Consider the following 23,533-nt stretch of genomic DNA (forward strand, 5'->3'; position numbering starts at 1 on the left):
CTAGAAAATAGCACGACCGTTCGTATATGTTGCCGGGATGGACTTCCTCGCGTTGACGACACGAGCACATCAGGCGACAGGCGAGACGATCGCCGGGATCGGCAAGGACGACTGGGACCGCTCGACCCCCTGCGCCGAGTGGGCCGTCCGTGACGTCGTGAAACACCTGATCGACAACAACGAGCACCGCGCCGCGCAGGCGTCCGGCCTTCCCCGGAAGACCCGGCCGACGACGGACGACGACCTCGCCAGGTCCTACGAAGAGAGTTCCGCCGAGTTCCTCGCGGCTTTCGACGACCAGGCCCTGGACAAGACCTTCGACTTCGGCACCTTCGGGCCGCTCCCGGGGAAGAACGCCCTGGCCGTGCTGTTCGTCGACAACCTCGTCCACGACTGGGACCTCGACGCCGCCCTGGGCCGTGAACACCACTGGGACGACGAGCTCGCGACGGCCGCGTTACGCGTGGCGAGCCGCTACCCCGACGTGATGCCGGTGCGCGGGCCCGGCGGCGCCTTCGACCACGCTGTCGAGGAACCGCCGGGCGCCGGACCGGGAGAGGCGCTCATCGCGTTGCTGGGCCGTTCAATTCCGCCGACTCCTCGTCGCTGAACAACCGGGAGCGGACCAGGAAGCGGACTCCTTCGGGCGCCTCCAAGGAGAATCCGCTTCCCCGCCCCGGGACGACGTCGATGGTCAGATGCGTGTGCTTCCAGTACTCGAACTGCGGCCCGGACATCCACACCGGGACGTCCTCGATCCCTTCGACGACGAGGTCGCCGAGATGGACGTCGGACACCCCGGTGCGGAATTCGCCCGCCGGGTAGCACATCGGCGCGCTTCCGTCACAGCATCCGCCGGACTGGTGGAACATCACCGGCCCGTGGAGCGACACCAGCCGCCGCAGCAGCTCCGCGGCGGCCGGTGTCAAGCCGACCCGCTCGGCCATCAGAAGAACCCGAGCGCACTGTCCGAATAGGACACCAGCATGTTCTTGGTCTGCTGGTAGTGATCCAGCATCATCTTGTGGTTCTCGCGCCCGATCCCGGACGCCTTGTACCCGCCGAAGGCCGCGTGCGCCGGGTACGCGTGGTAGTTGTTGACCCACACCCGGCCGGCCTGGATGTCGCGGCCGGCGCGGTAGGCGGTGTTGCCGTCGCGCGACCAGACACCGGCGCCGAGGCCGTACAGCGTGTCGTTGGCGATCTTCAGCGCGTCGGCGTAGTCGTCGAACTTCGCCACCGAAACCACCGGGCCGAAGATCTCCTCCTGGAAGATCCGCATCTTGTTGTCGCCCTCGAAGACCGTCGGCTGCACGTAGTACCCGCCGGACAGTTCGCCGCCGAGGTCGCTGCGCTCGCCGCCGGTGAGGATCTTCGCGCCTTCCTTCTGGCCGATGTCGATGTAGGAGAGGATCTTCTCCAGCTGGTCGTTGGAGGCCTGCGCGCCGATCTGCGTCTCGGTGTCGAGCGGGTGGCCCTGCTTGATCTTCTTGACACGCTCGACGGCGTCGCCGAGGAATCGGTCGTAGATGCCGGACTGGATCAGCGCCCGCGACGGGCAGGTGCAGACCTCGCCCTGGTTCAGCGCGAAGAGCGCGAAGCCCTCCTGTGCCTTGTCGTAGAAGGCGTCGTTGGCCGCGGCGACGTCGTCGAAGAAGATGTTCGGGCTCTTGCCGCCGAGTTCGACGGTGACCGGGATGATGTTCTCGCTGGCGTACTGCAGGATCAGCCGTCCGGTGGTGGTCTCGCCGGTGAACGCGACCTTCCGCACGCGGTTGCTCGACGCGAGCGGTTTGCCCGCCTCGACACCGAAACCGTTGACGATGTTCAGCACGCCCGGCGGGACCAGGTCGCCGATGAGCGACATCAGCAGGTGGATCGACGCCGGGGTCTGCTCGGCCGGTTTGAGCACGATCGCGTTGCCCGCGGCGAGCGCGGGCGCGAGCTTCCAGACCGCCATCAGCAGCGGGAAGTTCCACGGGATGATCTGGCCGACGACGCCGAGCGGCTCGTGGAAGTGGTAGGCGACGGTGTTGTCGTCGATCTGGGAGATGCCGCCCTCCTGGGCGCGCAGGGCGCCGGCGAAGTAGCGGAAGTGGTCGATCGCCAGGGGGATGTCGGCGGCGAGGGTCTCGCGGACCGGTTTGCCGTTCTCCCACGATTCGGCGACGGCGATCGCCTCGAGGTTCTGTTCCATCCGGTCGGCGATCTTGAGCAGCACGTTCGACCGCTCGTCCACCGACGTCCGGCCCCAGGCCGCGGCCGCGCCTTCGGCCGCGTCGAGCGCGCGGTCGACGTCGGCGGCCGTGCCGCGGGCGATCTCGGTGAAGGTCTGGCCGGTCACCGGGGTCGGGTTCTCGAAGTACTGGCCGCTCGCGGGCGGTACGTACTCGCCGCCGATGTAGTGGTCGTAGCGCGACTCGTAGCTGACGACGCTGCCTTCGGTGTTCGGTGCCGCGTACTTGGCCATCTTTCCTGCCTCATCGCTAGGGGTGGCGGATGGCGGCGAAGGTAGGCCGGGTGAGGTTGCACGCACGTTGCAACGAAGTGAGCCCGGTCACCTATCCTCGGAAACGTGGCGGAGCTGCCCGGAGGTGAAGCGTCGCCGCGTGACCCTCAGGCGTACGCGCGGCTGCTGAAGGACGTCCACGACGCCGTCCTCTCCGGTGTTCCCGCGCCGCGTTCACCCAGGTCGATCGTGTCGGCGTCGTGGGATCGCTCGCTCGCCGCGCACGTCGACCCGGACACGGGCGTCGCCCCGCTGGTCTACGACTCCGGCGAGCTGAGCGGCCTGCGGGACGAGCATCCGCTGGCGCCGGTGCTGCCGATCCTGCGGCAGACGCTGGTGAGCATCGCCGACGACGCCGAGCACATGATGATCGTGACCGACGCGGCCGGGCACATCCTGTGGCGCGAAGGCGCGGCCGGGGTGCTGCGGCGCGCGGACGGCGTGATGCTCGCCGAGGGGACGCGCTGGAGCGAGGACGTCATCGGCACGAACGCGATGGGCACCACGCTCGCCACCGGGGAGCCGGTGCAGATCTACTCCGCCGAGCATCTCGTACGGACCTATCACGGCTGGACCTGCGCGGCGGCGCCCGTACGCGATCCGGAGACCGGGGCGCTGCTCGGGTCGATCGACGTCAGCGGTCCGCTGCGGACGGTCCATCCGGCGATGCTGGCGCTGGTCACGGCGGCCGCCCAGCTCGCCGAAGGCCAGTTGCGGGCCCGGCTCGCCATGCGCGACGAGCGGTTACGGGTCCTGAACATGACTCACCTGGAAGCGTTGCGCGGCTCACCGGGTGCCTTGCTTTCGGCGAAGGGACGCGTGCTCGCGGCCGACTCCTGCGGCGATCTTCCCGCCACCGTGGACATCCGGCGCGGCGGCGGCGCGGTCACCCTGCCCGACGGACGGCTCGGCACGGTGGAGCCGTTGAACGAGGGCTATCTGCTGCGGCTGGGGAACCGGGGTCCGTCGAGACGTCCGCGGCTCGCTCTGGAGTTCCTCACCGACGGCCCGCCATCGACCACGGTGGATGGTCGTGAGGTGCCGTTCACCTTGCGGCACGCCGAAATCCTCACCCTGCTCGCCCTGCATCCCGGCGGCCTGTCGGCGGAACGGCTGGCCCTGCTGCTCTACGGCGAGAGCGGCAATCCGGTGACGGTGCGCGCGGAGATCCACCGGCTGCGCACGCAACTCGGGTCGGACATCGTGCGGACCCGGCCGTACCGGCTCTCCGCCGAGGTGGACGCCGACTTCCTGCGGGTCCGCACGGCGCTCAAACGGGGCGACGTCGCCGGTGCCGCGAACGCGTTCCGCGGTCCGCTGCTGGCCGAATCGGAGTCGCCCGCCATCCGCGAGGAACGCGAGTCGGTCACCGCCTCGGTCCGGCGGGTCGCGCTCGGCAGCGGGGACGCGGCGGCGCTGTGGTCGTACTGGGAGACGCCCTGTGGTGCCGACGACGTGGAGATCGTCGACGCGCTGTGCCGAGTGCTCCCGGCCGGCGACCCGCGGCGCGCCGTCGCCTTCACCCATCGGGCTCGTCTGGGCCGCTGAGTAGACAGCGTCTACATCGGTTTGATAGACAGTGTCTACAAGGTGAACTCGCGGTTACGGAGATCTGGATGGGCTACCAACGATTCGTCGCGCTCGGCGACAGCTGCGCCGAAGGGCTGGCCGATCCGCATCCGTCGGGTGGCTTCTACCGCGGCTGGGCCGACTTCGTCGCGGCACGCCTCGCCGAGGAAGAGCCCGGTTTCCGCTACGCCAACCTCGCGGTCCGCGGGCGCAGGCTCGACCAGATCCACGCCGAGCAGACCCCGGCGGCGAGCGGGCTGCGGCCGGATCTGATCGCGCTGTTCGGCGGCGGCAACGACGTGATGAGCCGCGGCTGGGACGCGCGCACGGTCGCCCGCCGCGTCGACGCCACCATCCGCGCCTGCACCGAGATCGCACCGGACGTCGTCACCTTCACCCTCAGCGACATCTCCCACCGGATGCCGATGGGTCACCGCATGCGCCCGCGCATCGTCGCGCTGAACGACGCCGTCCGCGAAGCGTCCGTCAGCTACGGCGCGACGCTCGTCGACCTCTGGCCGGACGACGCCGCGCACGATTCCCGCTACTTCGGCCCGGACCGGCTGCACCTGTCCGAACAGGGCCACCGGCGCCTGGCCGGGCACGTGCTCGGCAAGCTCGGCATCACCCACGACCCGGCCTGGCTCGCCCCGCTCCCCGGTTCGGCCGGACGTCCCGGTCTGCGCGCGGACATGCGCTGGCTGACGCGGGAGGTCCTCCCGGTCGCGGTCAGCCGGTTCCGCAACCGGCTCATCGGCCGCCAGCCGGGTGACGGCTTCCTGCCGAAGCGCCCCGACCTCCTTCCCGTCCTCGAGGAGACCCGGTCGTGGGCGCCCGAACCCGCCTGATCGACACCGCGGCGAACCTGCTGGCCGAAGAGGGTGTCGGCGCGGTGACCCTGCGCGGGATCGCCAAGGCCGCCGGCGTCTCGCACGGCGCGCCGCTGCGGCATTTCTCCGGACGCGCGGCCCTGCTCTCGGCGGTCGCGACCCGCGGCTACACCGAACTGCTCGACCGCGGCACCGGCCTGCCGGACGGGACGCCGCGCGAACGGCTCATCGCGGCCTGCCACGGCTATCTCGACTTCGCGCTGGCCAATCCCGCGATGTTCGAGCTGATGTTCCGGCGCGACCTCATCGATCCGGACGACGCCGAACTCACGCGAGTGAGCAGCGCGGTCTTCGACTTCTTCGCCGCGCTCGTGGGCGCGCTCCAGGACGGGGACTGGCACCCCGGGACCGATCCGCGGCTGCTCGCGTCCTCGCTGTGGGCGTCGCTGCACGGTCTCGCCCAGTTGTGGCTCTGGGGCGGTTTGGCGGGGGCGAGCTTCGCGCCGTCACCGGAAAGCGCGCTGGCCGTCACGCTGGACGCTTATCTGGGCTGAGGCTCGGCGAAGAGGCGGCCAGCTCCGGATATCCCCTCCCGAAGGCCCTCTTACCCGGAGGAGGTCGACCTCTTCGCCGAGTTGGGGGAATGGAATATCCATCCTGCTCCGACGTTATCCGGACGGATCACCGGGCGGAATCACCACGAGTCGGAAGCCCGGGTAAACCTTCGCGGTATATAGCCGGGTGAATACCGCGAAAGTTGCAGGAATTGGGCGGCCCGACGTTCCGGCGGTAACTTTCGGAAGTGCCGTCCCTCGCTCAGCCCTTTCAGCTCCTCCGCGCACGGCCGGCCCTCATCGATTTTCTGATCACGGCGGCCTCGGCCACTCTCCTGGCGCTGGGCGCGGCACCCCGCGGCGGCGCGTTCGGCGATCCGGTCGAGGCCGGGGCCGTCGCCCTCGCGGTGCTCGTCGCGCTCCCGCTGCTGATGCGCCGCCGCTACCCGATCGCGGTCCTGCTCACCTCGGTCTCGATCATGACCGTGTACACCGCTTTGGGTTACCGGGCCACCTTGGGCGAACCCTCGGCCTTCATCGCGGCGTACACGGTGTGGGCGCGCTATCCGCCCGCGAAGGCCCTGGCACCGACGATCGCGTGGGTCGTGCTGTTCGAAGTGGGGCTCGTCCTCGGGGAAGTGCCGTCGTTCGTGGCCGACACGACGCGCCTGGTCGCGCAGTGCCTGGGCACGATCATCGTCGGACGGCTCGGTTTCCTGCGCGCGGACCGGCTGGTGGAACGCGCCGTCCGCGCGGAACGCGAGATCCGGCTCGAAGCGGAACAGGCCGTCGTCGAGGAGCGCATCCGCATCGCGCACGAGTTGCACGACGTCGTGTCGCACCACATCTCGGTGATCGCGGTGCAGGCGAACCTCGCGCGGTACGTCTTCGAATCCTCGCCGGGCACCGCGCGCACCGCGCTGGACACCATCACCGGCACGACGACGGAAGCGCTCGACGAACTCCGGCGTCTGCTCGGGGTGCTGCGCCCACCGCACCGCGAACCTCACGCGTACCGCCCTCAGCCCGGTCTCGCCGACCTTCCCGCGCTGGTCACCCGCGTGCGCGAAGCCGGTCTCACGGTGAAGACGCGGACCGTCGGCGAACCGCGGCGGCTCGCTCCCGGGCAGCAACTGTGCACCTACCGAATAGCCCAGGAAGCGCTTACGAACGTACTCAAACACGCGGAGAAGGCGTGCGCGGAACTCGTCCTCGAATACGGCGAGGAAGCGCTCGTGCTGAGTGTCCGCAATTCGGCTTCCGAAGACACGCCGCCGCCGAATCCGGCCGGGCAAGGCCTCATCGGAATGCGCGAACGGGCGAGAATGTACGGTGGTTCCCTCGAAATGGGACCGGCCGGATCCGGTGGTTTCGCGATCGTGCTGACCCTTCCCTATCTGCCGCAGGAGCGAGCCCGGTGACCAGTGTGCTGGTGGTCGACGACCAGGACCTCGTCCGCGCGGGTTTCGTCGCCCTGCTCGACGCGGTTCCCGATGTGCACGTCGCGGGCGAAGCGCGGAACGGGCTCGAAGCCGTCCAGAAGGCCCTCGAACTGCGTCCCGACGTGATCCTGATGGACATCCGGCTGCCCGAACTCGACGGCGTCAAGGCGACCGAGCGGATCCTGGCGCAGGCGGGGCCGGAGAAACCGAACGTGCTCATGCTGACGGTGTTCGACCTCGACGAGTACGTCTACACCGCGTTGCGCGCGGGGGCGGCGGGGTTCCTGCTCAAGGACTGCCCGCCGGAGACGCTGATCGCCGGGATCCACGCCGTCGCGCGCGGCGACATGCTGTTCGGCCCCACCATCACCCGGCGGCTGGTCGAGGCCTTCACCCAGGGCCCGCCGGAAAAACCGGCGGCCCCGCCCTCGCTCACCGGACTGACCGAACGCGAACTGGAGGTGCTGCGGTTCGTCGGCACCGGCGTGCCGAACTCCGATATCGCGCGAAGCCTGCTGGTCAGCGAAGCGACGGTGAAGACGCATCTGAACCGCTTGATGACGAAACTCGGGATCTCCAGCCGGGCCCAGGCCGTGGTGGTCGCCTACGAAACAGGCCTCGTGCGGCCTCGCGGTTCTTGAATAACGCGGTCGAAGTCCTTTCCCAATACGGATTTCGCGGCATGCCACCCGCCCATTCCGTGCACACCGGGTCCCGGCGCCGTCGCGGCCGAACACAGGTACACACCACCGAGCGGGGTGCGATGCGTATTCCACCGCGCGACCGGCCGTCCGAGCACCTGACGCAGATTCACCGCGCCGGCGGCGACGTCGCCACCGGGGTAGTTCGCGTTGTAGGCCTCCAGTTCCGGCGCGGCGAGGCAACGGCTCGCCAGGATCGTGTCGGAGAACCCGGGCGCGAACCGTTCGATCCGCCGCCGGACGAGCTCGGTGGCGTCTCGCGGATCCCCGTGCCGCACATGGCAATACGCCCACACCGGCCGTTTGCCCGGCAGTCCGCGGGACGGGTCGATCGCCATCGGATCGGAGACGAGCACGAAACGGTCCTCCGGATCTCCCCCGCGCACGACGGCGTTCTCGGCGGCGTACACCTCGTCCCTCGTGCCTCCGAGATGGACGGTGCCCGCCTTGCCGACCTCCGGGACCGCCCACGGGATCGGTTCGGAAATCAGGAAATCCACCTTCGCCGCGCCGGGCCCGTAGCGATAGGACTCCAGTGCTTTCCGGTAGCGCGGCGGCATCAGGTCGCGCGCGACGTCGAGGAAACCGCGCGGGGCGATGTCGAGGATCACCGTCCGCGAACCCGCCAAGCTCCGCAGATCGGTGATCCGGCTTCCAGAGTGGATCAGGCCGCCGTGCGCGCGGACGTCGGCGGCGAGCGCCTCGGTGATGGTCTGGCTGCCGCCGCGGGCGATCGGCCAGCCGGTCGAATGCGCGAGATGGCCGAGCAGGAGGGTCGCGCCCGCCGCGGCGAGCGAGGGCTGGCGGCTCATCACGTGCGCGGAGACGCCGGAAAGCAGCGCGGGCGCTTCCGGACCGGTGAACAGCCGGCGCTCCAGGCCGGAAGCGAGCAGCGCGATCCGGGCGGGGAGAAGGGCGGCGGCACGCGGGTCGCGGGGCGGATGCCGGAGGTCGCCGAGCAGGAGATCGGCCAGCTCGCGGCTGTGCGCGGCCAGCGGTCCCAGCAGGCGGCGCCATCGCGGGCCGTCCGTACCAAGGGCATCACAGGTCCGGTCGAGATCTTCATAGGCGAGTCCGGCCCGGCTACGGTCGATCGGGTGCGCGTACGCGATCTCCGGCCGAAGGAGGTCGACTCCGTGCCCGGCGAGGTCGAACCAGCGGAAGAAAGGGGACGCCGCGGCCATCGGATGCCCGGTGGCGCAGATGTCGTGCCGGACGTCGTCGTCGAACAGCGGGGCCGTGCGCGTCCCGCCGCCGATCTCGTCCGCCGCCTCGTGCACTTCGACCGACAGACCCGCTCTGGCCAGCAACACGGCCGCCGCGAGCCCGTTCGGACCGGAACCGACCACCGAAACGTCGATCGCCATACCGCCCCCTTGCCGGGATCCGAACATCCGTCCGAATATTGTCGGACCTCTCTCCTAGATTGACCCGCTCCAACCCAATCAGGAAGGAGGGCCATGCCCGACCATGACACGCTGCTCGCGCGCGTCCGGAAACTCCTCGCGAAGGCGGAGGACCCGGCGGTCACCGAGGCCGAAGCCGAGTCGTACAACACCAAGGCCGCCGAACTGATCGCCCGGTACGGCATCGACCAGGCGTTGCTGGCCGCCTCCGGGGCGACCGCCGACGAGATCACCCAGATCATGATCCCGCTCGAAAACCCGTACAGCCGGGACAAGGCGGGGCTGCTCACGAACATCGCGCATCCGCTGCGCTGCCGGGCCCTGCTGCACCGGCTCGGCCAGTCCGTCACCGCGGTGACGGTGTTCGGCTTCCGGTCCGATCTGGAGCGGACGGAACTGCTGTACACGAGCCTGCTGCTGCAGGCGACCACCCAGCTGACCAGGGTCCGCCCGGAGAACCGGGTGTTCGCGGGCGAATCGCTGGCCGCGTACCGGCGCACCTGGCTGCACGGGTTCTCCGGTGCCGTCTACGAAAGGCTCCGCAACAGCGAGGACACCGCGGCTCGCACCCACACCACGTCGGCGGGCAACCGCTCCGCGGAACTGGTGATCCAGGACCGGACGGCGATGGTCAAACAGGCGTACGATGAGCAATACGGGGACCTGCGCTCGGCCCCGCCGAGGCGGTTGTCCGGCAGCGGCTACCTCGACGGACACTCCGCCGGCGAGCGGGCCAACCTCAACACCACCGGTCTCACCGGACGGCGGCGCGCGCTGCCGGTTCGCTAGACCACCGTGAAAACCACCTCGTGAGAAACGCGTGTCCTCGGGTCTACTGAGGACATGATCGTGATCGAAGACCTGGCCACCCGGCCTGAGCTGCGTGAGCCCGCGCTCGGCCTCGGCGGTGTCGGCGGCGAATTCCTCCAGCACGACCTGCCTGGCCTGCTGGCGAAGTCGTCCCATCTGGCCGCCCGCTGGCCGGAATACTTCCTCGTGCTGCTGGAAGACGGCGTCCCGGTGGCGAGAGCGGCCGCCGTCCCGGTGGGATTCCCGACGGCCGAACGTCCGGAGCTGCCGGACCACGGCTGGGACGCCGCCCTGATCTGGGCCGCGGAAGACCTGCTGAGCGCCTGTGAGACGAATACGCTGATCGCCCTGGAAGTGATGGGTCGCGCCAGGCCGCCGTGGCGGCGGCCTGGCCACGAAAGCGTTGGAAGCCTTGAGAAAACGCGCCTCGGAAACGGGGCTGCGCAACCTCGTCGTGCCGGTCCGCCCGGCCGGGAAGGAGCACGAACCCGGACTGTCCTTTGAGGACTATGTCGCCCGCCGTCGCCCGGACGGCCTGCCCGAAGATCCGTGGCTGCGCACGCACGAGCGGCTCGGCGCCCGGTTCGTGAAGGTGGCGCCGTTCGCGATGACGGTCACCGGCACCTTCGCCCAGTGGAAGGCGTGGACCGGCGTCGAACTCCAGGACGGCTTGACGGCCGTTCCGGGCGGGATAGCGCCGGTGCTCGCCTCCTCGACCCTGGACGTCGGCGTCTACGTGGAGCCGAACGTCTGGATGGAGCACCTGGTAGATCGAGGCGGCATCCCGTGACCGTAAATCCGTGGCCCCCGAACGCGTCCCGGAACTATCGTCGCGGAATGCCTGACGCGCTCTTCGCCCACGCCCGGCTCGCACCGATCTACGACGCCTTCGACGGCGCTCGCGACGATCTGGACCACTATCTGGCCATCATCGGCGAACTCGGGGCGAGGAGGGTGCTCGACGTCGGCTGCGGCACCGGCTGCCTGGCCGTTCTCCTGGCCGAGCGCGGGATCGAGGTCGTGGGGGTCGATCCGGCCGGAGCGTCGCTGGAGATCGCGAAGGCCAAAGACCCGGAAGGGAAGATCACCTGGATCCACGGTGACGCGAAGGCGGCGGGCGAGGCAGGCGCCGATCTCGCCGTGATGACCGGCAACGTGGCCCAGGTCTTCCTCACCGACGACGAATGGCGCCGGACTCTCGAAGGCGTCCGCACGGCACTGAAGCCGGGTGGTCATCTGGTGTTCGAGATCCGGCGCCCGGGCCGCCGCGTCTGGGAGGACTGGGCCGCCGACACCGCGCACGACGTCATCGACGTCCCGGGCGTCGGCGAGGTCGAGCAATGGCGTGAGGTCACCGAGGTGAACCTCCCGTTCGTCTCGTTCCGGTACAGCTACCGGTTCCCCGACGGCGAGATCGTCACCTCGGACTCGACGCTCTGGTTCCGTGAACGCGAAGACCTGGAAGCCTTGCTGGCGGAACACGGTTTCCGCGTCCTGGACGTCCGGGACGCCCCCGACCGTCCAGGACGCGAGTACGTGTTCATCTCCCAGCGCACGACCTGAAAGGAGCGCGCGGCCCGGGTATCGTGTGATCTCACGGCCTGAGGAGATCATCGTGGCGAAGTCCCTGGCGCTGTTCGTACATGGTCTGTTTTCCACCGAAGCGACTTGGAACGCCTTACGCGGTCTACTCGCGACGGACACGGAACTCAGCGAAGACTACGACTTCGACACTTTCGGCTACTCCACGCCGAAGCTGCGCATGAACCCGGCGCGCCGCATCCCCGATTTCAACGTCCTCGCCGACAGGCTGGCGAGCCTTCTCGAAACCAAACACGCCGACGCGCCGCGCGTGGTCCTGGTGGCGCACAGTCAAGGCGGGCTGATCGTGCTGCGTTTCCTCATGCGGCAACTCGCCGAAGGCAACGGTGTCAGGCTGAGCCGCATCCGGCGGATCGTGCTGTTCGCCTGTCCCAACAACGGCTCCGAGTTCATGCTGACCCTGCGGCGCTCGCTGCTCGGCTGGCACACCCAGGAAAGGGAACTGCGGCCGCTCGCGGAGACGGTGGTCGAAACCCAGCGCCGGGTACTGGCCGACGTCGTCTACGCGCCGCACCTCGACGAACACCGGTGCCCGATACCGGTCGTCTGCTACGCCGGGGACACCGACAACATCGTCTGGGCCTCCTCGGCCAAAAGCGTGTTCCCGACGGTCGGGGTGTTACAGGGCGACCACTCCTCGATCATCCAGCCGGACGGCGTGACCCACCCGACCTACCTGGTGGTCCGCGATTCGCTGCGCACCGCGCTCACCGAGCCGATGCCCTCCCCCGCGAAACGCAAGACCGGCATGGCTTCGTCGGAGAGCGACGACTACCACGCCGAAATGACCCTGCACGGTCCCATCATGGTCGACATCGGGGGCGCCTCGAAGAGGCCCGTCGCCGTGGCCGTCCGGTCCGGGCCGGTCGACCAGATCGCCGGCGTGGACATCGTCTGCACGTCCGAGAACATCTACATGCAGATGGCGATGACCTTCAAACCGTCGGTTTCGGGACGCCTGCGGCGCGCGGCCGCCAAGAAGGGACCGGCGGGCGAGATCATCGAAGACACCGCCGCCGCCGAACTGGACGCCTGGATGAGGGAGAACGGCCGGTTCGGCCTGCCCGTCGAACCGGGAACGGTCGCCGCCACCTCGTCGGGCGATCTGATCCGGCGTGACGTCCGCCGGATCTACCACGCCGCGATCGGCATACCCGTCCCCGGCACCGACCGTTTCGAAGTGAGCCCGGTTTCGGTCGCGCAGGCCGTGCACAACGTCTTCGACCTCGCCCGCCGCGAACGGGACGAGGACGGCCTCCCGCTCCGTTCGGTGCTCATGCCGTTGTTCGGCGCCGGGCTCGGCGGGCTCGACCCGGCCATCTGCTTCGAATGGATGTGGCGGGCCCTCGAACAGGAACTGCGCAAGGACGACGCCTGGGAAGTGCACATCTCGACCTGGACGAAGGCCGAGACCGAGATCATCCTCGCCGGGGTGCAGTCCCACGCCCACCAAGCGGACGTGACTTCCTGACCCCGGTCACAGCACCTCGCCGTCCGGCACGGTCTTCGGTCCGACGATCTTGACCGCGCCCCGGATCACCACGTTCTTCCCGAACGTGACATCCCCTTCCACGTCGAGACTGGTGCACTCCCGCAGCGACGGCGCGTCCGGGATCCGGGCGTCGAAATCGTTCAACAGCTTGAAGTGTTCCTTGCTCAGCGACACCACCGGCGGGGCGGTGAACTGCGGCACCATCTCGCCGCTGTCGTCGAGCCGGTAGGCGTCGGACCGCACGACGAGCAGGTCGTCGGTGGTCTTGACCGGCGCGAACCGGGACCGCGGGATCTCGATGGCCTGGGCGCCCTCGACCGAGGCGATCGCCGCGCCCATCGCCGTTTCGAGCTGGATGACCGGGGTGCTCGCGGAGTCGGTCGGGTCGACGGTCTTGCGGTTCACGATGAGCGGGAGCTCCGGCGCGGCCGGGTCGGCGTCCTGCAGTTCCTTCAGGCGCTCCAGGTCGAACCAGATGTTGTTCGTGTTGAAGTACCGCCACTTGTCGACGTCGCCGAAGGAGTCGTCACCGGCCGGGACCTGCGCGGACTCGCGCAGCACGATCCGGCCGTCCCGCCGCGCCAGGTGCCCGCCCTTGCGGTCGGCGGGCGTGCCGAGCACGGTCTCCATCGCGAACGGGATGTCGTTCTCCGCGAGCCACGCGGCGATCCGCGCGTCCGGCACGGCGCCGACGTTGTCCGCGTTGGACACGAAAACCCAGCGGATATCTTCGGCCAGCAGCAGATCGAGCATGCCGCTCACGGCCAGGGCGATGTAGATGTCGCCGTGGCCGGGCGGACACCATTCGAGCTCGGGGTCGGCGGGCCACTCGACCGGGACGTGCCCGTCCGCGGTGATCTTCGGTTCGCGGCCCTGCAGGAAGTCGGCCGGGATGACCGGGTCGGCGAGCGTGGGGTAGTTCTTCAGCAGCGCGAGGGAGGGCTCACGGGTGCCCGCCGAGTTCATCAGGATGAGCGGCAGCCGGGCGCCGTAGGCCGCGCGGGTGTCGAGCACCCGCATCGCGATGACGTCGAGGAACGTCTTGCCCGGTTTGATCTCCAGCAGTGATTTCGGACCGGACAGGCCCATGCTCGTGCCGAGACCGCCGTTGAGTTTGAGTACCGCCGTCCGGTCCAATACCCGCCGCGCCGTTTCGGCATCCGGCTCAGGCAGATCCACCAGGCGGCTGATGTCCTCCAGCGGTTCGAGTTCCGAACCCGGCAATTCACCGGCGCCGGTTTCGGAAAGCTGCTCGAGCCGTCGTCGCAGCGCGGCCACTTCCTGGGCGTGCGCCCCAGCGGAACGCATTTTCGACAACGTTTCGGTGAAACGATCAGGCACGCTCATTGTGACCTTTCTGGACACTTCCCAAGGCGTTAGTATATCCGACCCGGGCGAAGGCTTGCCCGGCCCGTCGCGGTATGAGGCCGCGAAGACCGGAGGGGCGCGGATGGCGGCGGACTCGCAGGGCGGACCACTCGATCTCACCTCGAAGCTTTACCAGGAATTCACCCGCACACAGGTTTCACTGGCCGCGAACGGGGTACAACCCGCCGCGCCCGTCGTCGTCGAACTGGATCCGACGTCGTTCTGCGACCTCGCGTGCCCCGAATGCATCAGCGGAGGCCTGCTGAACGAGGGGAGGTTCACCACCGAGCGGCTGACCGGGCTCGCCGTCGAACTCGTCGAAGCGGGCGTCGAGGCGGTGATCCTCATCGGCGGCGGCGAACCGTTGTTGCATTCGGCGATCGGCGAGGTGATCACCACCCTGCACGCCGGTGGGACTAGTATCGGCATCACCACGAACGGCACCATGATTCACCGGCATATCGACGTATTGGCCGGGAAGGTGGAGTGGACCCGGGTTTCGGTCGACGCGGCGACCGCGGAAACCTATGGCGTGTTCCGGCCGGGACGCGGCGGCCGGAACCGGTTCGCCGAAGTGATAGCGAACATGGAACTGCTCGGTTCGCGCAAAAGCGGAAAACTCGGCTATTCGTTTCTCGTGATGGGCCGTCGCGCCGCCGACGGTTCGCTCACGGAAACCAACGCGGGCGAGATCGCCGCGGCCGCCGAACTGGCGAAAAGGATCGGCTGCGACTACTTCGAAGTGAAACCCGAGTACGACATGGAGCATTACATCCGGGGTCAGGACCCGAAGCTGCTCGACACGCTTTCCAGCCAGCTTTCCCGGCTTCGGGAACTGGAGGACGACGGTTTCACCGTGGTGAGTCCCGGCACGCTCGACGTGGTCGGCGGCGCGGGCGACGCGGCGCAGGAGGTCAAGGACTACACCACCTGCCCTGTGGCCGATCTCCGCACTTTGCTGACCTCGTCCGGAGCCTACTTCTGCCCGTATCATCGCGGGAATCCCGCGGCGCGGTACGGGGATCCCGCCACCGAGCCGTTTTCGGCGATGTGGAACGGTGAACGCCGTCGGCGGGTCCGGGACGGCGTCCGGCCCGACAGGCACTGCCGGTTCCACTGCATCCGCCACCGCTCCAACCTGGCCTTGTTCGAGATGCGCGAGGAGCCCCGCGAAACGATCCCCGACTACGACCCTTTCCTGTGACGGAGTCCCGATTGTGCGTACGACAACCCCGCTGATCTCCCGCGCGGCCGACGGCAAGGAGACCGTCAAACCGGACGGCACCGCTGTCCGGTACCACCTGTTCGACGAATACGAGATCCACTGGAACGAACTGCCCGACGGGGTCACCCAGCAGTGGCATCACCACGACACCATCGAAGAGACCGTCTACGTGGTGGCGGGCCGCATGCTGCTGCACTGGCGCGCGGACGGCGCGCAGTACACCGAGGAACTGGGACCCGGCGACGTCGCGCGGCTGGGCACCGCGCCGCACACGTGGGAGAACAAGTCCGGCGAGCCGGTCCGGTTCATCGTCTTCAAGCTGGTGCTCGACGGGGTCGGCAAACGAGAGATCTTCCGGAATGACAAACAGCTCGACTGAACCGCCGAGATCCGCGCCCGGCCGGATCTGTCTCGCGGGCGAGGACCTCGACTGGCTGGGCGGAGCGCCGATCCAGGCCGCACTCGATCTCCGGATCCGGTGCGCGCTCTCCCTTTCCCCGCGCGCGACCGCGTTCGAGGTGCGGGCCGCGGGCACACTCATCGGCCGGGCCAGGGCCGTGGACGTGTGGACCGCGGGCGACCGGCCCTGGGCCGAACTGGCCCGGATCGCGGTGACCTTCCACCACGATCGCGGTGACGAACTCTGGCCGAGCGCGCTGGACATCGTGTCCGAGGTCCCGCCGGGCGCGGGATTGGCCAGCAGCGCCGCGCTGTGCGTCGCCGCGCTGGCCGTTTCGGCGGATGCTTCTTCTTCCGAGGACCGGATCGCCGAGGGCCTCGTGGTGGAGCGGCGGCTCGCCGGCCGCGATGTCGGCCCCATGGACTACGTGCCGTGCGTGGTCGGCGGGGTCGTACAGGTCGCCTGCGACGACGGCGCGATCCGGTCGATCGACCGGCTCGGGTGGCCGGAGGGCCTGGCGGTCGTCGTCCTCGACACCCGGCGTGCCAGGGACACCAGCGAGGTCATCCGCTGGAAGCGGGCACGGAGCCAGGCCGGGGACCCGGCGATCGCGGCCTATGTCCGGCGGACCTCCGAAGTGGTCGACGCGCTCTCCGTACTGCTGTCCTCCGGCGCACCGGACGTCGCCGCGATCGGCGAACTCCTCGACATGGCCCAAAGTTCCCTGCGGGACGACATGGGTGTCAGCGACGACGTGACCGACAGCTGCGTCGACGCGCTGAAACGGCACGGCGCTCTCGGCGCGAAGATCACGGGGACGGGAAAGGGCGGCTGCGTGTTCGGCGTCTTCCGTGAAGCCGACGCAGAAGAGGCGGTCCGCCGCATGCTCGCCGAAGGTTTCGCGGCGACCCGGACCACTGTGTCCGAAGCCGGGGTCCTGCCGGGTTAACCCACCGGGCGCGGCGCCAGGCCCTGCCCCGGTGTCAGTACCCCGGTCATGCGGACGTCATGCGGTTCCGCGGGCAGGGCGCGCACGAGTTCGGCGTCCCGGACGACGGCGATCAGCGCGGCGCCGGGCGCGGCGAAGGAGAGCGACCGGTCGTAGTACCCGGCGCCCCTGCCGAGCCGGACGCCTTCGTCGTCGACGGCGAGCGCCGGGATGAGCACCAGATCGGCCGTCCCCAGCGTGTCGGGACCGAGCCGGCGGCCGGTCGGTTCGAGCAGTCCGCGCAGACGGCCGGGCCCGAGGCTCGGCGAGCCTTCGTAGGCGGCCCACCCGAGCGGCCCCGGCTCGTCCGGGACGATCGGCAGCAGCACCCGTTTGCCCTGGTCCAGAAGTCGATCAAGGAGCGACGTCGAGCCCGGTTCGGTCCCGAACGGGACGTACGCGCACACGACCTCGCCAGGCAGCCGAGCGGCCATCGCCGCCAGTGCCGCGGCCTCCCGCGCCCACTCTTCCGTCACCTGTGAACGACGTTCGACGGTTATCCGAGAACGCCACTCCGCTTTGCTCAGGTGTTCATTGCCGGGCTCGCACACGAGGTCAGGTTAGGCTTCGCGCCTATGACAGGCGCAGCGACCACCCCGGCGGCACGGACCTCGGGGGACTTGCCCGATCGGGCGATTTCCACGGCTTCGGACCGCATCACTCCTGGTAACGGTGGTGAACTTCAGTTCACCGACGGGCCTTCATCGCGTGCCTGGTCGCGAGAACGGATCGAGATCCCCCAGTCATGACGGAGCCCATCGCCGAAGCGGCCGAGACCGAAGACGCGGGACAGTTCCGTTCCGTCGAGGATCAGATCGCGCTGACCCTGGACGCCGCGGTACGCCCGCGCCCGGTCCGGGTCGCCATCTCCGAGGCCCAAGGCCTCCTGTGCGCCGAAGAGGTCGTCGCCGAACACGCGCTGCCCGGTTTCGACCAGGCCGCCGTCGACGGCTACGCGGTACGAAGCGTCGACGTCCGCACCGCGGGCCAGGAGCCGGTGCAGCTGCCGGTGGTCGGCGAGATCGCCGCCGGTTCACGCCAGCCGCGGCGGCTCCAGCCGGGCCAGGCCGTGCGGGTCGACACCGGCGCGCCGCTGCCCACGCTCGCCGACGCCGTCGTCCCGACCGCCTACACCGACGGCCACCAGGCCAAGGTCACCGTGCACAAGTCGGTCCCGTCGGCGGGCTACGTGCGCCGGACCGGCGAGGACGTGCAGATCGGCGACGTCGCCGTGCGCAAGGGCGACACCATCGGCTCGGCCCAGGTCGGCCTGCTCGCCGCGGTCGGCCGGGCGAAGGTGCTGGTCTACCCGCGGCCCCGGGTTTCGATCGTGTCCGTCGGCGACGAACTGGTCGACATCGACCGCACCCCCTCGGTCGGGCAGGTCTACGACGTCAACTCCTACGCGCTGTCCGCGGCCGCGCGGGACGCGGGCGCCGAGGTGAGCCGCGTGGGCATCGTCCCCGGCGATCCGAAACGGCTGCGGGAGATCGTCGAAGGCCGCCTGCTGATGTCGGAGATCGTCGTCGTCGCGGGCGGCGCCGGCGGCAGCGCGGGCGACGAGGTGCACGCGGCGCTGTCCGACCTCGGCAACATCGACATGACCCGCGTCGCCATGCACCCCGGTTCGGTGCAGGGCTTCGGCAGGCTCGGCCCCGACTCGGTGCCGACGTTCCTGATCCCCGGCAACCCGATGAGCGCGCTGGTCGTGTTCGAGGTCCTGGTCCGCCCGCTGATCCGCGCCGCGCGCGGCACCCGCAACCCGCACCGCCGGATCGTCGGCGCGCGGCTGCTGTCGCCGATCACCTCGACCAAGGGACGCAAAGGCTTCCTGCGCGGGCAGCTGCTGCGCGACGAGGGCAACGGCGAGTACCTGGTGCAGCCGCTCGGCACCTCCGGCGCGCATCTGCTGGCGTCGCTGGCCGAGGCGAACTGCCTGATCAACATCGACGAAGACCTCACCGAGGTCGCCGCGGGCGAGCAGGTCAAGGTGACCTTCCTGGCCCAGCGGGCGTAATGGGCGCACCGATTTCCGGCGTCGCGTATCCGATCGAGACCCGGCATCCGGGCTGGCCCGCGAAGCTCGGGCCGCTCCGGGTGCCCGCCGGTGTCCTCGCCGTCCGGCCGGTCCGGCTGCGGGACGCCGGCGAGTGGAGCCGGATCCGGCTGCGCGACCGCGCGCATCTGGAGATGTGGGAACCGACCGGTATCGGGCCGTGGCCGGAACGCAACGCGTTCTGGTCGTGGCCGTCGCAATGGCTGGCCCTGCGCGGCCTCGCCCGGCGCGGCCAGTGCCTCCCGTTCACCATCACGGTGGACGGACGCTTCGCCGGGCAGATCACTGTGGGTAACGTCATCCGGGCGTCGCTCCGATCGGCCTGGATCGGCTACTGGGTGTCGTCGGACATCGTCCGCGGCGGCGTCGCGACCGGCGCCGTCGCCCTCGTCACCGACCACGTCTTCGATTTCGGCGGGCTGCACCGGCTCGAAGCGACCGTCCGCCCCGAAAACACCCCCAGCCTGCGGGTTCTCGGCAAAGCGGGGTACCGGCAAGAGGGCCTTTTCGAGCGCTATCTCGATGTCGCGGGCGGCTGGCGGGACCATTTCTGCTACGCGATCACCAAGGAGGAGACCGGTGACGGGCTGGTCTCCAGGCTCGTCGCGAAGGGCCTCGCGGAGCGCGTTTGACCCCATCACGGGCCCGTTCCCGTGATTGCGTTACCACAAACTGTGAGATTCACCTAATTTGGTGATGCATTTTCCGTGATCGAAACCGGCGAGTCTGCGCGGCGTGTGTGACTGTTGTGGCTAGCGTGACTACAGCAGTGGATCGGGGGAGGTGACGGGAGATGCCCAGTTCGGTGATCATCGTCGCGCTCGCAGCGGCATGGCTCGTCGTTCTCGTGCCCATGGTCGCCCGCAAGCGCCAGCAGGTCGCACGGACGACGGACTCGGCCATGGCGGCGCGGGTCGTGCGGAGCGGGAGCACACGCCACGAGGGACCGGAGGAGTTCGCCATGGCGGAGAACACGGAACCATCGGTAGAAGACGACCTGGCCGAGCTCGAGGCGGAACTCGACGCCGACCTCGAAGACGAGGAGCCGGAAGCCGAACCGCTACCCCAGCCCTCGCACGCGTCCCACAACGAAAGGGAACGCCAGGGCACCGGCTACCGGCCGGGCCGCGGCGGTTTCGACCCCGAGGCCGCCGACATCGCCGCGCGCGCCAAATACGCGTTCCGGCAGCGGATCGTCATCGCGCTCCTCGTCCTGGTGGTCACCACCGCGGCCGTCGCCGGCTTCCTGACCCCGACGGTCTGGTGGGCCAACGGTGTCGTCGACGCCGTCCTCATCGGCTACCTCGTGTACCTGCGCCGCCAGGTCCGCATCGAAAACGAGATCCGGCAGCGCCGCCAGGCCCGCTTCAACAACACCCGCGCCCCGCGCCGCTCCGTCGCCGACGACTCCGAGTCCCACGAACCCCGTGAGGACATCGAGGTCGTCGCCACCGAACGCCCGGCCGTCGTGGAGCGCAAACCGTCCCCGATGTCCCGCCTCCGGCGCCAAGCCGTCGTCGTCGACCTCGACGACGAGGACCCGGCCTTCCACGAGCTCGACGAGCCCGGGACCAGGCCATTCCGCCGGGCCGCCGGAGAGTGACCCCCGCGTTTCGGGGCTCCGTGAGCCACTGATAGGCTCATGGAGCTCCAAACGAAGGGGCAAGTTTCACCAGGGGCTGTAGCGCAGTTGGTAGCGCGTCTCGTTCGCATCGAGAAGGTCAGGGGTTCGATTCCCCTCAGCTCCACAGACAAGGCTCGCACTCACGAAGAGTGCGAGCTTTTTTGTGCTTTCGGGCAAGGTCCCCGATTTTCCACAACCCTCCCGGACCCGCTGCGTCTGTCCGAGGGCGAGGGCTCACCGAAGAGTCGAGGGAGATCAGAGACATGCCTTATGCGATGGAGAAGCCACGTCGCCGGGGAATTCTGGCGGCAGTACTGGTGGTCGCGCTGGCGGGAGTCGGGTTCGTCGGTGTCACCGCGTCCGCGGCGGCGGCCGGGAAGCGGCCGGTGTACGCGATCGCGCATCGCGTGGACACGCTGGACGGGATCGACGCGGCGATCAAGCACGGGGCCAACGGGATCGAGGTGGACCTGTGCGGCTGGGCGAGGCCGGATCAGTGGCGGGTGCATCACGATTGCCCGGACAAGGGCGGCAGCCCGGAAGGTCCCGGTCTGGACAGCTGGATCGACCGTGCCATCGACCGGTCCGGCAAGGATCACAAGCTGAGCCTGGTCTGGCTGGACATCAAGGATCCTGATTATTGCGGGGAAAAGGAGAACCGCGTGTGCAGTGTCGCCGGGTTGCACGACAAGGCCCAGCGTCTCGTCAGGGCCGGAATCCAGGTCATGTACGGCTTCTACGGCTATCACGCCGGGGAGAAGGGCGGACGTGGATGGCAGAGCCTGCAAGGGACGCTCGGCCCGCTCGAAGGCATCACGGTGACCGGATCGCTCGGGTCCGTCAAGGACACTTACGCCAAGTACGGCAAGGGAATTCCCGTGCAGAAGCGGGCTTTGGACTACGGCGACTCCGACATCCGGAAGGGCTTCGGGACCTGCGCCGAGGTGAGCCGGACGACCTGCACGGAACTGAAGTACGCGGCGATCTCGCGTGACCGGCACAAGCTCGCCGCGACGTTCTCCTGGACCACCGACCACACCGACGGGCCGTACGTGGAGAAGCTGCTCGACGTCGGGAAGGTCGACGGCATCATCGTCGGCTGGGCCAAAGATCAGGTGACCGAATACAACGACGGCAAGGAATGCGCCGAATCCGTGGCGCTCGTCCGGCACTGGGTGGCCAAGCACGGCGGCACCCATCGGATGGCGAACGGGAACGACAGGCTGTTCAGCTAGACCGGGCGGCGATCGCGGCCGCCGCCAAGGCGGCCGCGAAAAGCGCGTATGAGGCGAGCAGGCCGGGGCCGGAGGAGCTCAGAGAGCCACCGACGGCCCGGCCGAGCAGCTGTCCGACGCATTCCGCGGTGATGACGGCGGTCGCCAGTTCCGCGGCGGTCAAACCGGTCGAGTTGGCGGTCGTGGCTCTGATGTAGAGGCTCGGATAGGCCAAGCCGACGCCGATTCCCGCGACGGCCCAGGCGACGAGGGCCACGGGGAACGAGCCGCCGAAAGCGACGACGGCGGTGCCGGCGGCGGTCAGGCTCAGGCCCACGGCGGGGAAGCTGAACTTGGTGGCCACGAGGCTGGTCACGGCCCACCCCAGCGGGGCGGCGCTCAGGACGATCGCGGCCTGGCCGAGGCTCACCTGGTATTCGCTCGTCAGGAGGACCGTGATCAGGCTGTCCGCGCCGAAATAGCCGATCGCGAACAGCACCATCGCACCGAGCGCGGCGGGTGTGCCGGGGCGCAGACGGGCGGTGCCGGCGGGCAGGATCGCGATCATTCCGACGACGGTGATCGCCGCCCCGGCGAGCGCGACCGGCCAGTGGCCCATGCTGAACACGACGCATGCCGCGCCCAGCGGCACCGTCAAAGTCCGTAGCAACGGACGCGGCGCGTCTTCGGCAGACAGTGAGCCGCGGGCGGCGCGCACCACCAGCAACCGTCCGAAAAGGACGAACGGCACCGGCAGCAGCAGCGTCCACCGCCAGCCCACGAGGTGTTCCAGGCCGAGGGTGACGGCCGGGCCGACCAGCGCGGGCACGATCCACATCGCCGAGGACGCGGCGACGACGCGGATCCGCAGGCGGTCGTCGAGATGCCGGATCGCCGAGCTGATCCCGAAAACCGCCAGGAGTCCACTCGCGAGCCCGGCGGAGAACTGGCCGAGCGCGAACGTCCACGCCGTCCGTGACAGCGCGGCCAGGAGCAGGCCGCCGAGGTAGGCGGTCATTCCGGCGGCCAGCGTGCCGCGCGGGCCTATACGGGCGAGAACCCGGCTCGCCAGGGGAAGCGCGACGAACAGGCCCAAGGTCGACCCGGCGATCAGGAGACCGAGGTCGTCCCTCGCGTCGAGATCGGCGGCGACGACGGGCAGCAGGGTGGAGGCGACGAAACCGGTGACCGCGGCCGCGAACTCGAGCGCGACGATGCCGACCGCCAGCCGGATCCCCGTCATGTGTAGAGGTCTCGCTCGTACAGGTTGAGCTGGACCCAGACACCGTCGGGATCCTGGACGCGCATCGAGTACCCGTGGTTCTCGTCCATCGGCGGTCCCGGCTCGAATCCGGCCGCCCGCAGGCGTTCCGCGACGTCCTCCAGCGGTTCGCCGACCTCGAACGCCAGTTCACAGCGGCCCACGTCCTCGCCCGACGCCTCGTGGACGGCCAGCATCCCGCCCTCGGCGGGCAGTTCGACCCAGCCGCCGGGGCGCGACACCGAACCGACCCGCAGGCCGAGCGCCTCGTAGAACCGCGTCATCGCCGCGACATCGGAGCTGTACCGGATCGGCATGACCTTCATCGTTCGCGTTCCTCACTGGTCCGCAGGTACTCCTCCAGCACCCGTTCGACGAACGACGAGAGCGACTCGTCGGCGTCGACGGACGCGTGCTTCACCCGCTTGATGAGGTCGGGCGGCAGATAGACGTTGAATTGCCGTTTCTCGACCTGAGCCATG

The 23,533-nt window shown here is 69.2% G+C and carries 24 protein-coding genes, 1 tRNA gene and 1 pseudogene; 18 read left to right on the plus strand and 8 right to left on the minus strand.

What is annotated here, in order from left to right; translation table 11 throughout:
- The first annotated feature begins 37 nt into the window (after positions 1-37).
- Positions 38-610 (plus strand): TIGR03086 family metal-binding protein, encoded by a 573-nt coding sequence (locus AB0N89_RS17525; RefSeq protein WP_364205494.1) that lies wholly within the window; start codon positions 38-40, stop codon positions 608-610.
- Here AB0N89_RS17525 and AB0N89_RS17530 read toward each other — a convergent pair.
- On the minus strand, positions 564-947 hold the full coding sequence (locus tag AB0N89_RS17530) for a DUF779 domain-containing protein (protein WP_364205496.1): 384 nt from the start codon (positions 945-947) through the stop codon (positions 564-566). The two genes, AB0N89_RS17525 and AB0N89_RS17530, sit on opposite strands and share 47 nt — an antisense overlap.
- Positions 947-2,470, minus strand: coding sequence for an aldehyde dehydrogenase family protein (locus AB0N89_RS17535; protein ID WP_364205498.1), 1,524 nt, complete (start codon positions 2,468-2,470; stop codon positions 947-949). The genes AB0N89_RS17530 and AB0N89_RS17535 overlap by 1 nt, the downstream gene beginning before the upstream one ends.
- A gap of 105 nt (positions 2,471-2,575) precedes the next feature.
- Between AB0N89_RS17535 and AB0N89_RS17540 the strand changes: the two genes are divergently transcribed.
- From AB0N89_RS17540 to AB0N89_RS17560, 5 genes are all read left to right on the plus strand, one after another.
- Positions 2,576-4,057, plus strand: a complete 1,482-nt coding sequence (locus AB0N89_RS17540) for a GAF domain-containing protein (RefSeq protein ID WP_364205500.1) — start codon at positions 2,576-2,578, stop codon at positions 4,055-4,057.
- A gap of 68 nt (positions 4,058-4,125) precedes the next feature.
- Positions 4,126-4,926, plus strand: a complete 801-nt coding sequence (locus AB0N89_RS17545) for an SGNH/GDSL hydrolase family protein (RefSeq protein WP_364205502.1) — start codon at positions 4,126-4,128, stop codon at positions 4,924-4,926.
- A complete protein-coding gene (locus AB0N89_RS17550) occupies positions 4,905-5,462 on the plus strand; it encodes a TetR/AcrR family transcriptional regulator (RefSeq protein ID WP_364205504.1) in 558 nt (185 codons plus the stop codon). The genes AB0N89_RS17545 and AB0N89_RS17550 overlap by 22 nt, the downstream gene beginning before the upstream one ends.
- Positions 5,463-5,710: 248 nt before the next feature.
- Positions 5,711-6,883: a histidine kinase gene (locus AB0N89_RS17555; RefSeq protein ID WP_364205505.1), complete on the plus strand. Its 1,173-nt coding sequence runs from the start codon at positions 5,711-5,713 to the stop codon at positions 6,881-6,883.
- The gene (locus tag AB0N89_RS17560; protein WP_364205507.1) at positions 6,880-7,545 is read left to right on the plus strand and encodes a response regulator transcription factor; all 666 of its coding nucleotides are present in this window, start codon (positions 6,880-6,882) and stop codon (positions 7,543-7,545) included. Before AB0N89_RS17555 ends, AB0N89_RS17560 begins: the two co-directional genes overlap by 4 nt.
- Here AB0N89_RS17560 and AB0N89_RS17565 read toward each other — a convergent pair.
- On the minus strand, positions 7,509-8,972 hold the full coding sequence (locus AB0N89_RS17565; protein ID WP_364205509.1) for an NAD(P)/FAD-dependent oxidoreductase: 1,464 nt from the start codon (positions 8,970-8,972) through the stop codon (positions 7,509-7,511). The genes AB0N89_RS17560 and AB0N89_RS17565 overlap by 37 nt on opposite strands.
- 93 nt (positions 8,973-9,065) lie before the next feature.
- Between AB0N89_RS17565 and AB0N89_RS17570 the strand changes: the two genes are divergently transcribed.
- The 4 genes and pseudogenes from AB0N89_RS17570 to AB0N89_RS17585 all read left to right on the plus strand — a co-directional run bounded on the left by AB0N89_RS17570 (position 9,066) and on the right by AB0N89_RS17585 (position 12,894).
- On the plus strand, positions 9,066-9,800 hold the full coding sequence (locus AB0N89_RS17570) for a DUF2786 domain-containing protein (RefSeq protein ID WP_364205511.1): 735 nt from the start codon (positions 9,066-9,068) through the stop codon (positions 9,798-9,800).
- Positions 9,801-9,854: 54 nt separating this feature from the next.
- Positions 9,855-10,611: pseudogene (locus AB0N89_RS17575) on the plus strand (GNAT family N-acetyltransferase).
- Between the two features lie 47 nt (positions 10,612-10,658).
- A complete protein-coding gene (locus AB0N89_RS17580) occupies positions 10,659-11,384 on the plus strand; it encodes a class I SAM-dependent methyltransferase (RefSeq protein ID WP_364205513.1) in 726 nt (241 codons plus the stop codon).
- Between the two features lie 52 nt (positions 11,385-11,436).
- Complete coding sequence (locus tag AB0N89_RS17585; RefSeq protein ID WP_364205515.1) at positions 11,437-12,894, plus strand: alpha/beta fold hydrolase; 1,458 nt, start codon at positions 11,437-11,439, stop codon at positions 12,892-12,894.
- A gap of 6 nt (positions 12,895-12,900) precedes the next feature.
- On the opposite strand, the gene AB0N89_RS17590 is transcribed toward AB0N89_RS17585, so the two are convergent.
- Complete coding sequence (locus tag AB0N89_RS17590) at positions 12,901-14,223, minus strand: UTP--glucose-1-phosphate uridylyltransferase (RefSeq protein ID WP_364205516.1); 1,323 nt, start codon at positions 14,221-14,223, stop codon at positions 12,901-12,903.
- Between the two features lie 142 nt (positions 14,224-14,365).
- Between AB0N89_RS17590 and AB0N89_RS17595 the strand changes: the two genes are divergently transcribed.
- Genes AB0N89_RS17595 through AB0N89_RS17605 form a run of 3 tightly spaced genes read left to right on the plus strand, consistent with a single transcriptional unit; the run spans position 14,366 to position 16,857 of the window.
- Positions 14,366-15,487 (plus strand): radical SAM protein, encoded by a 1,122-nt coding sequence (locus AB0N89_RS17595; protein ID WP_364205518.1) that lies wholly within the window; start codon positions 14,366-14,368, stop codon positions 15,485-15,487.
- A 13-nt stretch (positions 15,488-15,500) separates the two neighbouring features.
- A complete protein-coding gene (locus tag AB0N89_RS17600) occupies positions 15,501-15,887 on the plus strand; it encodes a cupin domain-containing protein (protein ID WP_364205519.1) in 387 nt (128 codons plus the stop codon).
- Complete coding sequence (locus AB0N89_RS17605) at positions 15,868-16,857, plus strand: galactokinase family protein (protein WP_364205520.1); 990 nt, start codon at positions 15,868-15,870, stop codon at positions 16,855-16,857. The genes AB0N89_RS17600 and AB0N89_RS17605 overlap by 20 nt, the downstream gene beginning before the upstream one ends.
- Here AB0N89_RS17605 and AB0N89_RS17610 read toward each other — a convergent pair.
- Positions 16,854-17,423, minus strand: a complete 570-nt coding sequence (locus AB0N89_RS17610; RefSeq protein WP_364205610.1) for a 5-formyltetrahydrofolate cyclo-ligase — start codon at positions 17,421-17,423, stop codon at positions 16,854-16,856. The two genes, AB0N89_RS17605 and AB0N89_RS17610, sit on opposite strands and share 4 nt — an antisense overlap.
- A 218-nt stretch (positions 17,424-17,641) precedes the next feature.
- Here AB0N89_RS17610 and glp point away from each other — a divergent pair, with 218 nt between their 5' ends.
- The 5 genes from glp to AB0N89_RS17635 all read left to right on the plus strand — a co-directional run bounded on the left by glp (position 17,642) and on the right by AB0N89_RS17635 (position 21,811).
- Positions 17,642-18,913: a gephyrin-like molybdotransferase Glp gene (gene glp / locus AB0N89_RS17615; protein WP_364205522.1), complete on the plus strand. Its 1,272-nt coding sequence runs from the start codon at positions 17,642-17,644 to the stop codon at positions 18,911-18,913.
- Positions 18,913-19,584, plus strand: coding sequence for a GNAT family protein (locus AB0N89_RS17620; RefSeq protein ID WP_364205524.1), 672 nt, complete (start codon positions 18,913-18,915; stop codon positions 19,582-19,584). The genes glp and AB0N89_RS17620 overlap by 1 nt, the downstream gene beginning before the upstream one ends.
- Positions 19,585-19,745: 161 nt before the next feature.
- A complete protein-coding gene (gene glpR / locus AB0N89_RS17625; protein ID WP_364205526.1) occupies positions 19,746-20,555 on the plus strand; it encodes a gephyrin-like molybdotransferase receptor GlpR in 810 nt (269 codons plus the stop codon).
- Between the two features lie 72 nt (positions 20,556-20,627).
- A tRNA-Ala gene (locus AB0N89_RS17630) sits at positions 20,628-20,700 on the plus strand.
- A gap of 139 nt (positions 20,701-20,839) precedes the next feature.
- A complete protein-coding gene (locus AB0N89_RS17635; protein ID WP_364205527.1) occupies positions 20,840-21,811 on the plus strand; it encodes a hypothetical protein in 972 nt (323 codons plus the stop codon).
- On the opposite strand, the gene AB0N89_RS17640 is transcribed toward AB0N89_RS17635, so the two are convergent.
- The 3 genes from AB0N89_RS17640 to AB0N89_RS17650 are packed head-to-tail and all read right to left on the minus strand — an operon-like array spanning position 21,804 to position 23,532.
- On the minus strand, positions 21,804-23,033 hold the full coding sequence (locus AB0N89_RS17640; protein ID WP_364205529.1) for an MFS transporter: 1,230 nt from the start codon (positions 23,031-23,033) through the stop codon (positions 21,804-21,806). The genes AB0N89_RS17635 and AB0N89_RS17640 overlap by 8 nt on opposite strands.
- Positions 23,030-23,377 (minus strand): VOC family protein, encoded by a 348-nt coding sequence (locus AB0N89_RS17645; protein WP_364205531.1) that lies wholly within the window; start codon positions 23,375-23,377, stop codon positions 23,030-23,032. Before AB0N89_RS17645 ends, AB0N89_RS17640 begins: the two co-directional genes overlap by 4 nt.
- Positions 23,374-23,532 (minus strand): CopG family transcriptional regulator, encoded by a 159-nt coding sequence (locus tag AB0N89_RS17650; RefSeq protein WP_364205532.1) that lies wholly within the window; start codon positions 23,530-23,532, stop codon positions 23,374-23,376. The genes AB0N89_RS17645 and AB0N89_RS17650 overlap by 4 nt, the downstream gene beginning before the upstream one ends.
- Position 23,533: the final 1 nt, after the last annotated feature.

The sequence above is a fragment of the Amycolatopsis sp. NPDC089917 genome, from assembly GCF_040684635.1.
Taxonomy (GTDB): Bacteria; Actinomycetota; Actinomycetes; order Mycobacteriales; family Pseudonocardiaceae; genus Amycolatopsis.

Coding starts and splice junctions, on each gene's coding strand:
- AB0N89_RS17525 (WP_364205494.1), top strand. CDS start 38: ATGGACTTCCTCGCGTTGACGACACGAGCACATCAGGCGACAGGCGAG.
- AB0N89_RS17530 (WP_364205496.1), bottom strand. CDS start 947: ATGGCCGAGCGGGTCGGCTTGACACCGGCCGCCGCGGAGCTGCTGCGG.
- AB0N89_RS17535 (WP_364205498.1), bottom strand. CDS start 2,470: ATGGCCAAGTACGCGGCACCGAACACCGAAGGCAGCGTCGTCAGCTAC.
- AB0N89_RS17545 (WP_364205502.1), top strand. CDS start 4,126: ATGGGCTACCAACGATTCGTCGCGCTCGGCGACAGCTGCGCCGAAGGG.
- AB0N89_RS17565 (WP_364205509.1), bottom strand. CDS start 8,972: ATGGCGATCGACGTTTCGGTGGTCGGTTCCGGTCCGAACGGGCTCGCG.
- AB0N89_RS17570 (WP_364205511.1), top strand. CDS start 9,066: ATGCCCGACCATGACACGCTGCTCGCGCGCGTCCGGAAACTCCTCGCG.
- AB0N89_RS17580 (WP_364205513.1), top strand. CDS start 10,659: ATGCCTGACGCGCTCTTCGCCCACGCCCGGCTCGCACCGATCTACGAC.
- AB0N89_RS17590 (WP_364205516.1), bottom strand. CDS start 14,223: ATGCGTTCCGCTGGGGCGCACGCCCAGGAAGTGGCCGCGCTGCGACGA.
- AB0N89_RS17595 (WP_364205518.1), top strand. CDS start 14,366: ATGGCGGCGGACTCGCAGGGCGGACCACTCGATCTCACCTCGAAGCTT.
- AB0N89_RS17605 (WP_364205520.1), top strand. CDS start 15,868: ATGACAAACAGCTCGACTGAACCGCCGAGATCCGCGCCCGGCCGGATC.
- glp (WP_364205522.1), top strand. CDS start 17,642: ATGACGGAGCCCATCGCCGAAGCGGCCGAGACCGAAGACGCGGGACAG.
- AB0N89_RS17620 (WP_364205524.1), top strand. CDS start 18,913: ATGGGCGCACCGATTTCCGGCGTCGCGTATCCGATCGAGACCCGGCAT.
- glpR (WP_364205526.1), top strand. CDS start 19,746: ATGCCCAGTTCGGTGATCATCGTCGCGCTCGCAGCGGCATGGCTCGTC.
- AB0N89_RS17635 (WP_364205527.1), top strand. CDS start 20,840: ATGCCTTATGCGATGGAGAAGCCACGTCGCCGGGGAATTCTGGCGGCA.
- AB0N89_RS17640 (WP_364205529.1), bottom strand. CDS start 23,033: ATGACGGGGATCCGGCTGGCGGTCGGCATCGTCGCGCTCGAGTTCGCG.
- AB0N89_RS17645 (WP_364205531.1), bottom strand. CDS start 23,377: ATGAAGGTCATGCCGATCCGGTACAGCTCCGATGTCGCGGCGATGACG.
- AB0N89_RS17650 (WP_364205532.1), bottom strand. CDS start 23,532: ATGGCTCAGGTCGAGAAACGGCAATTCAACGTCTATCTGCCGCCCGAC.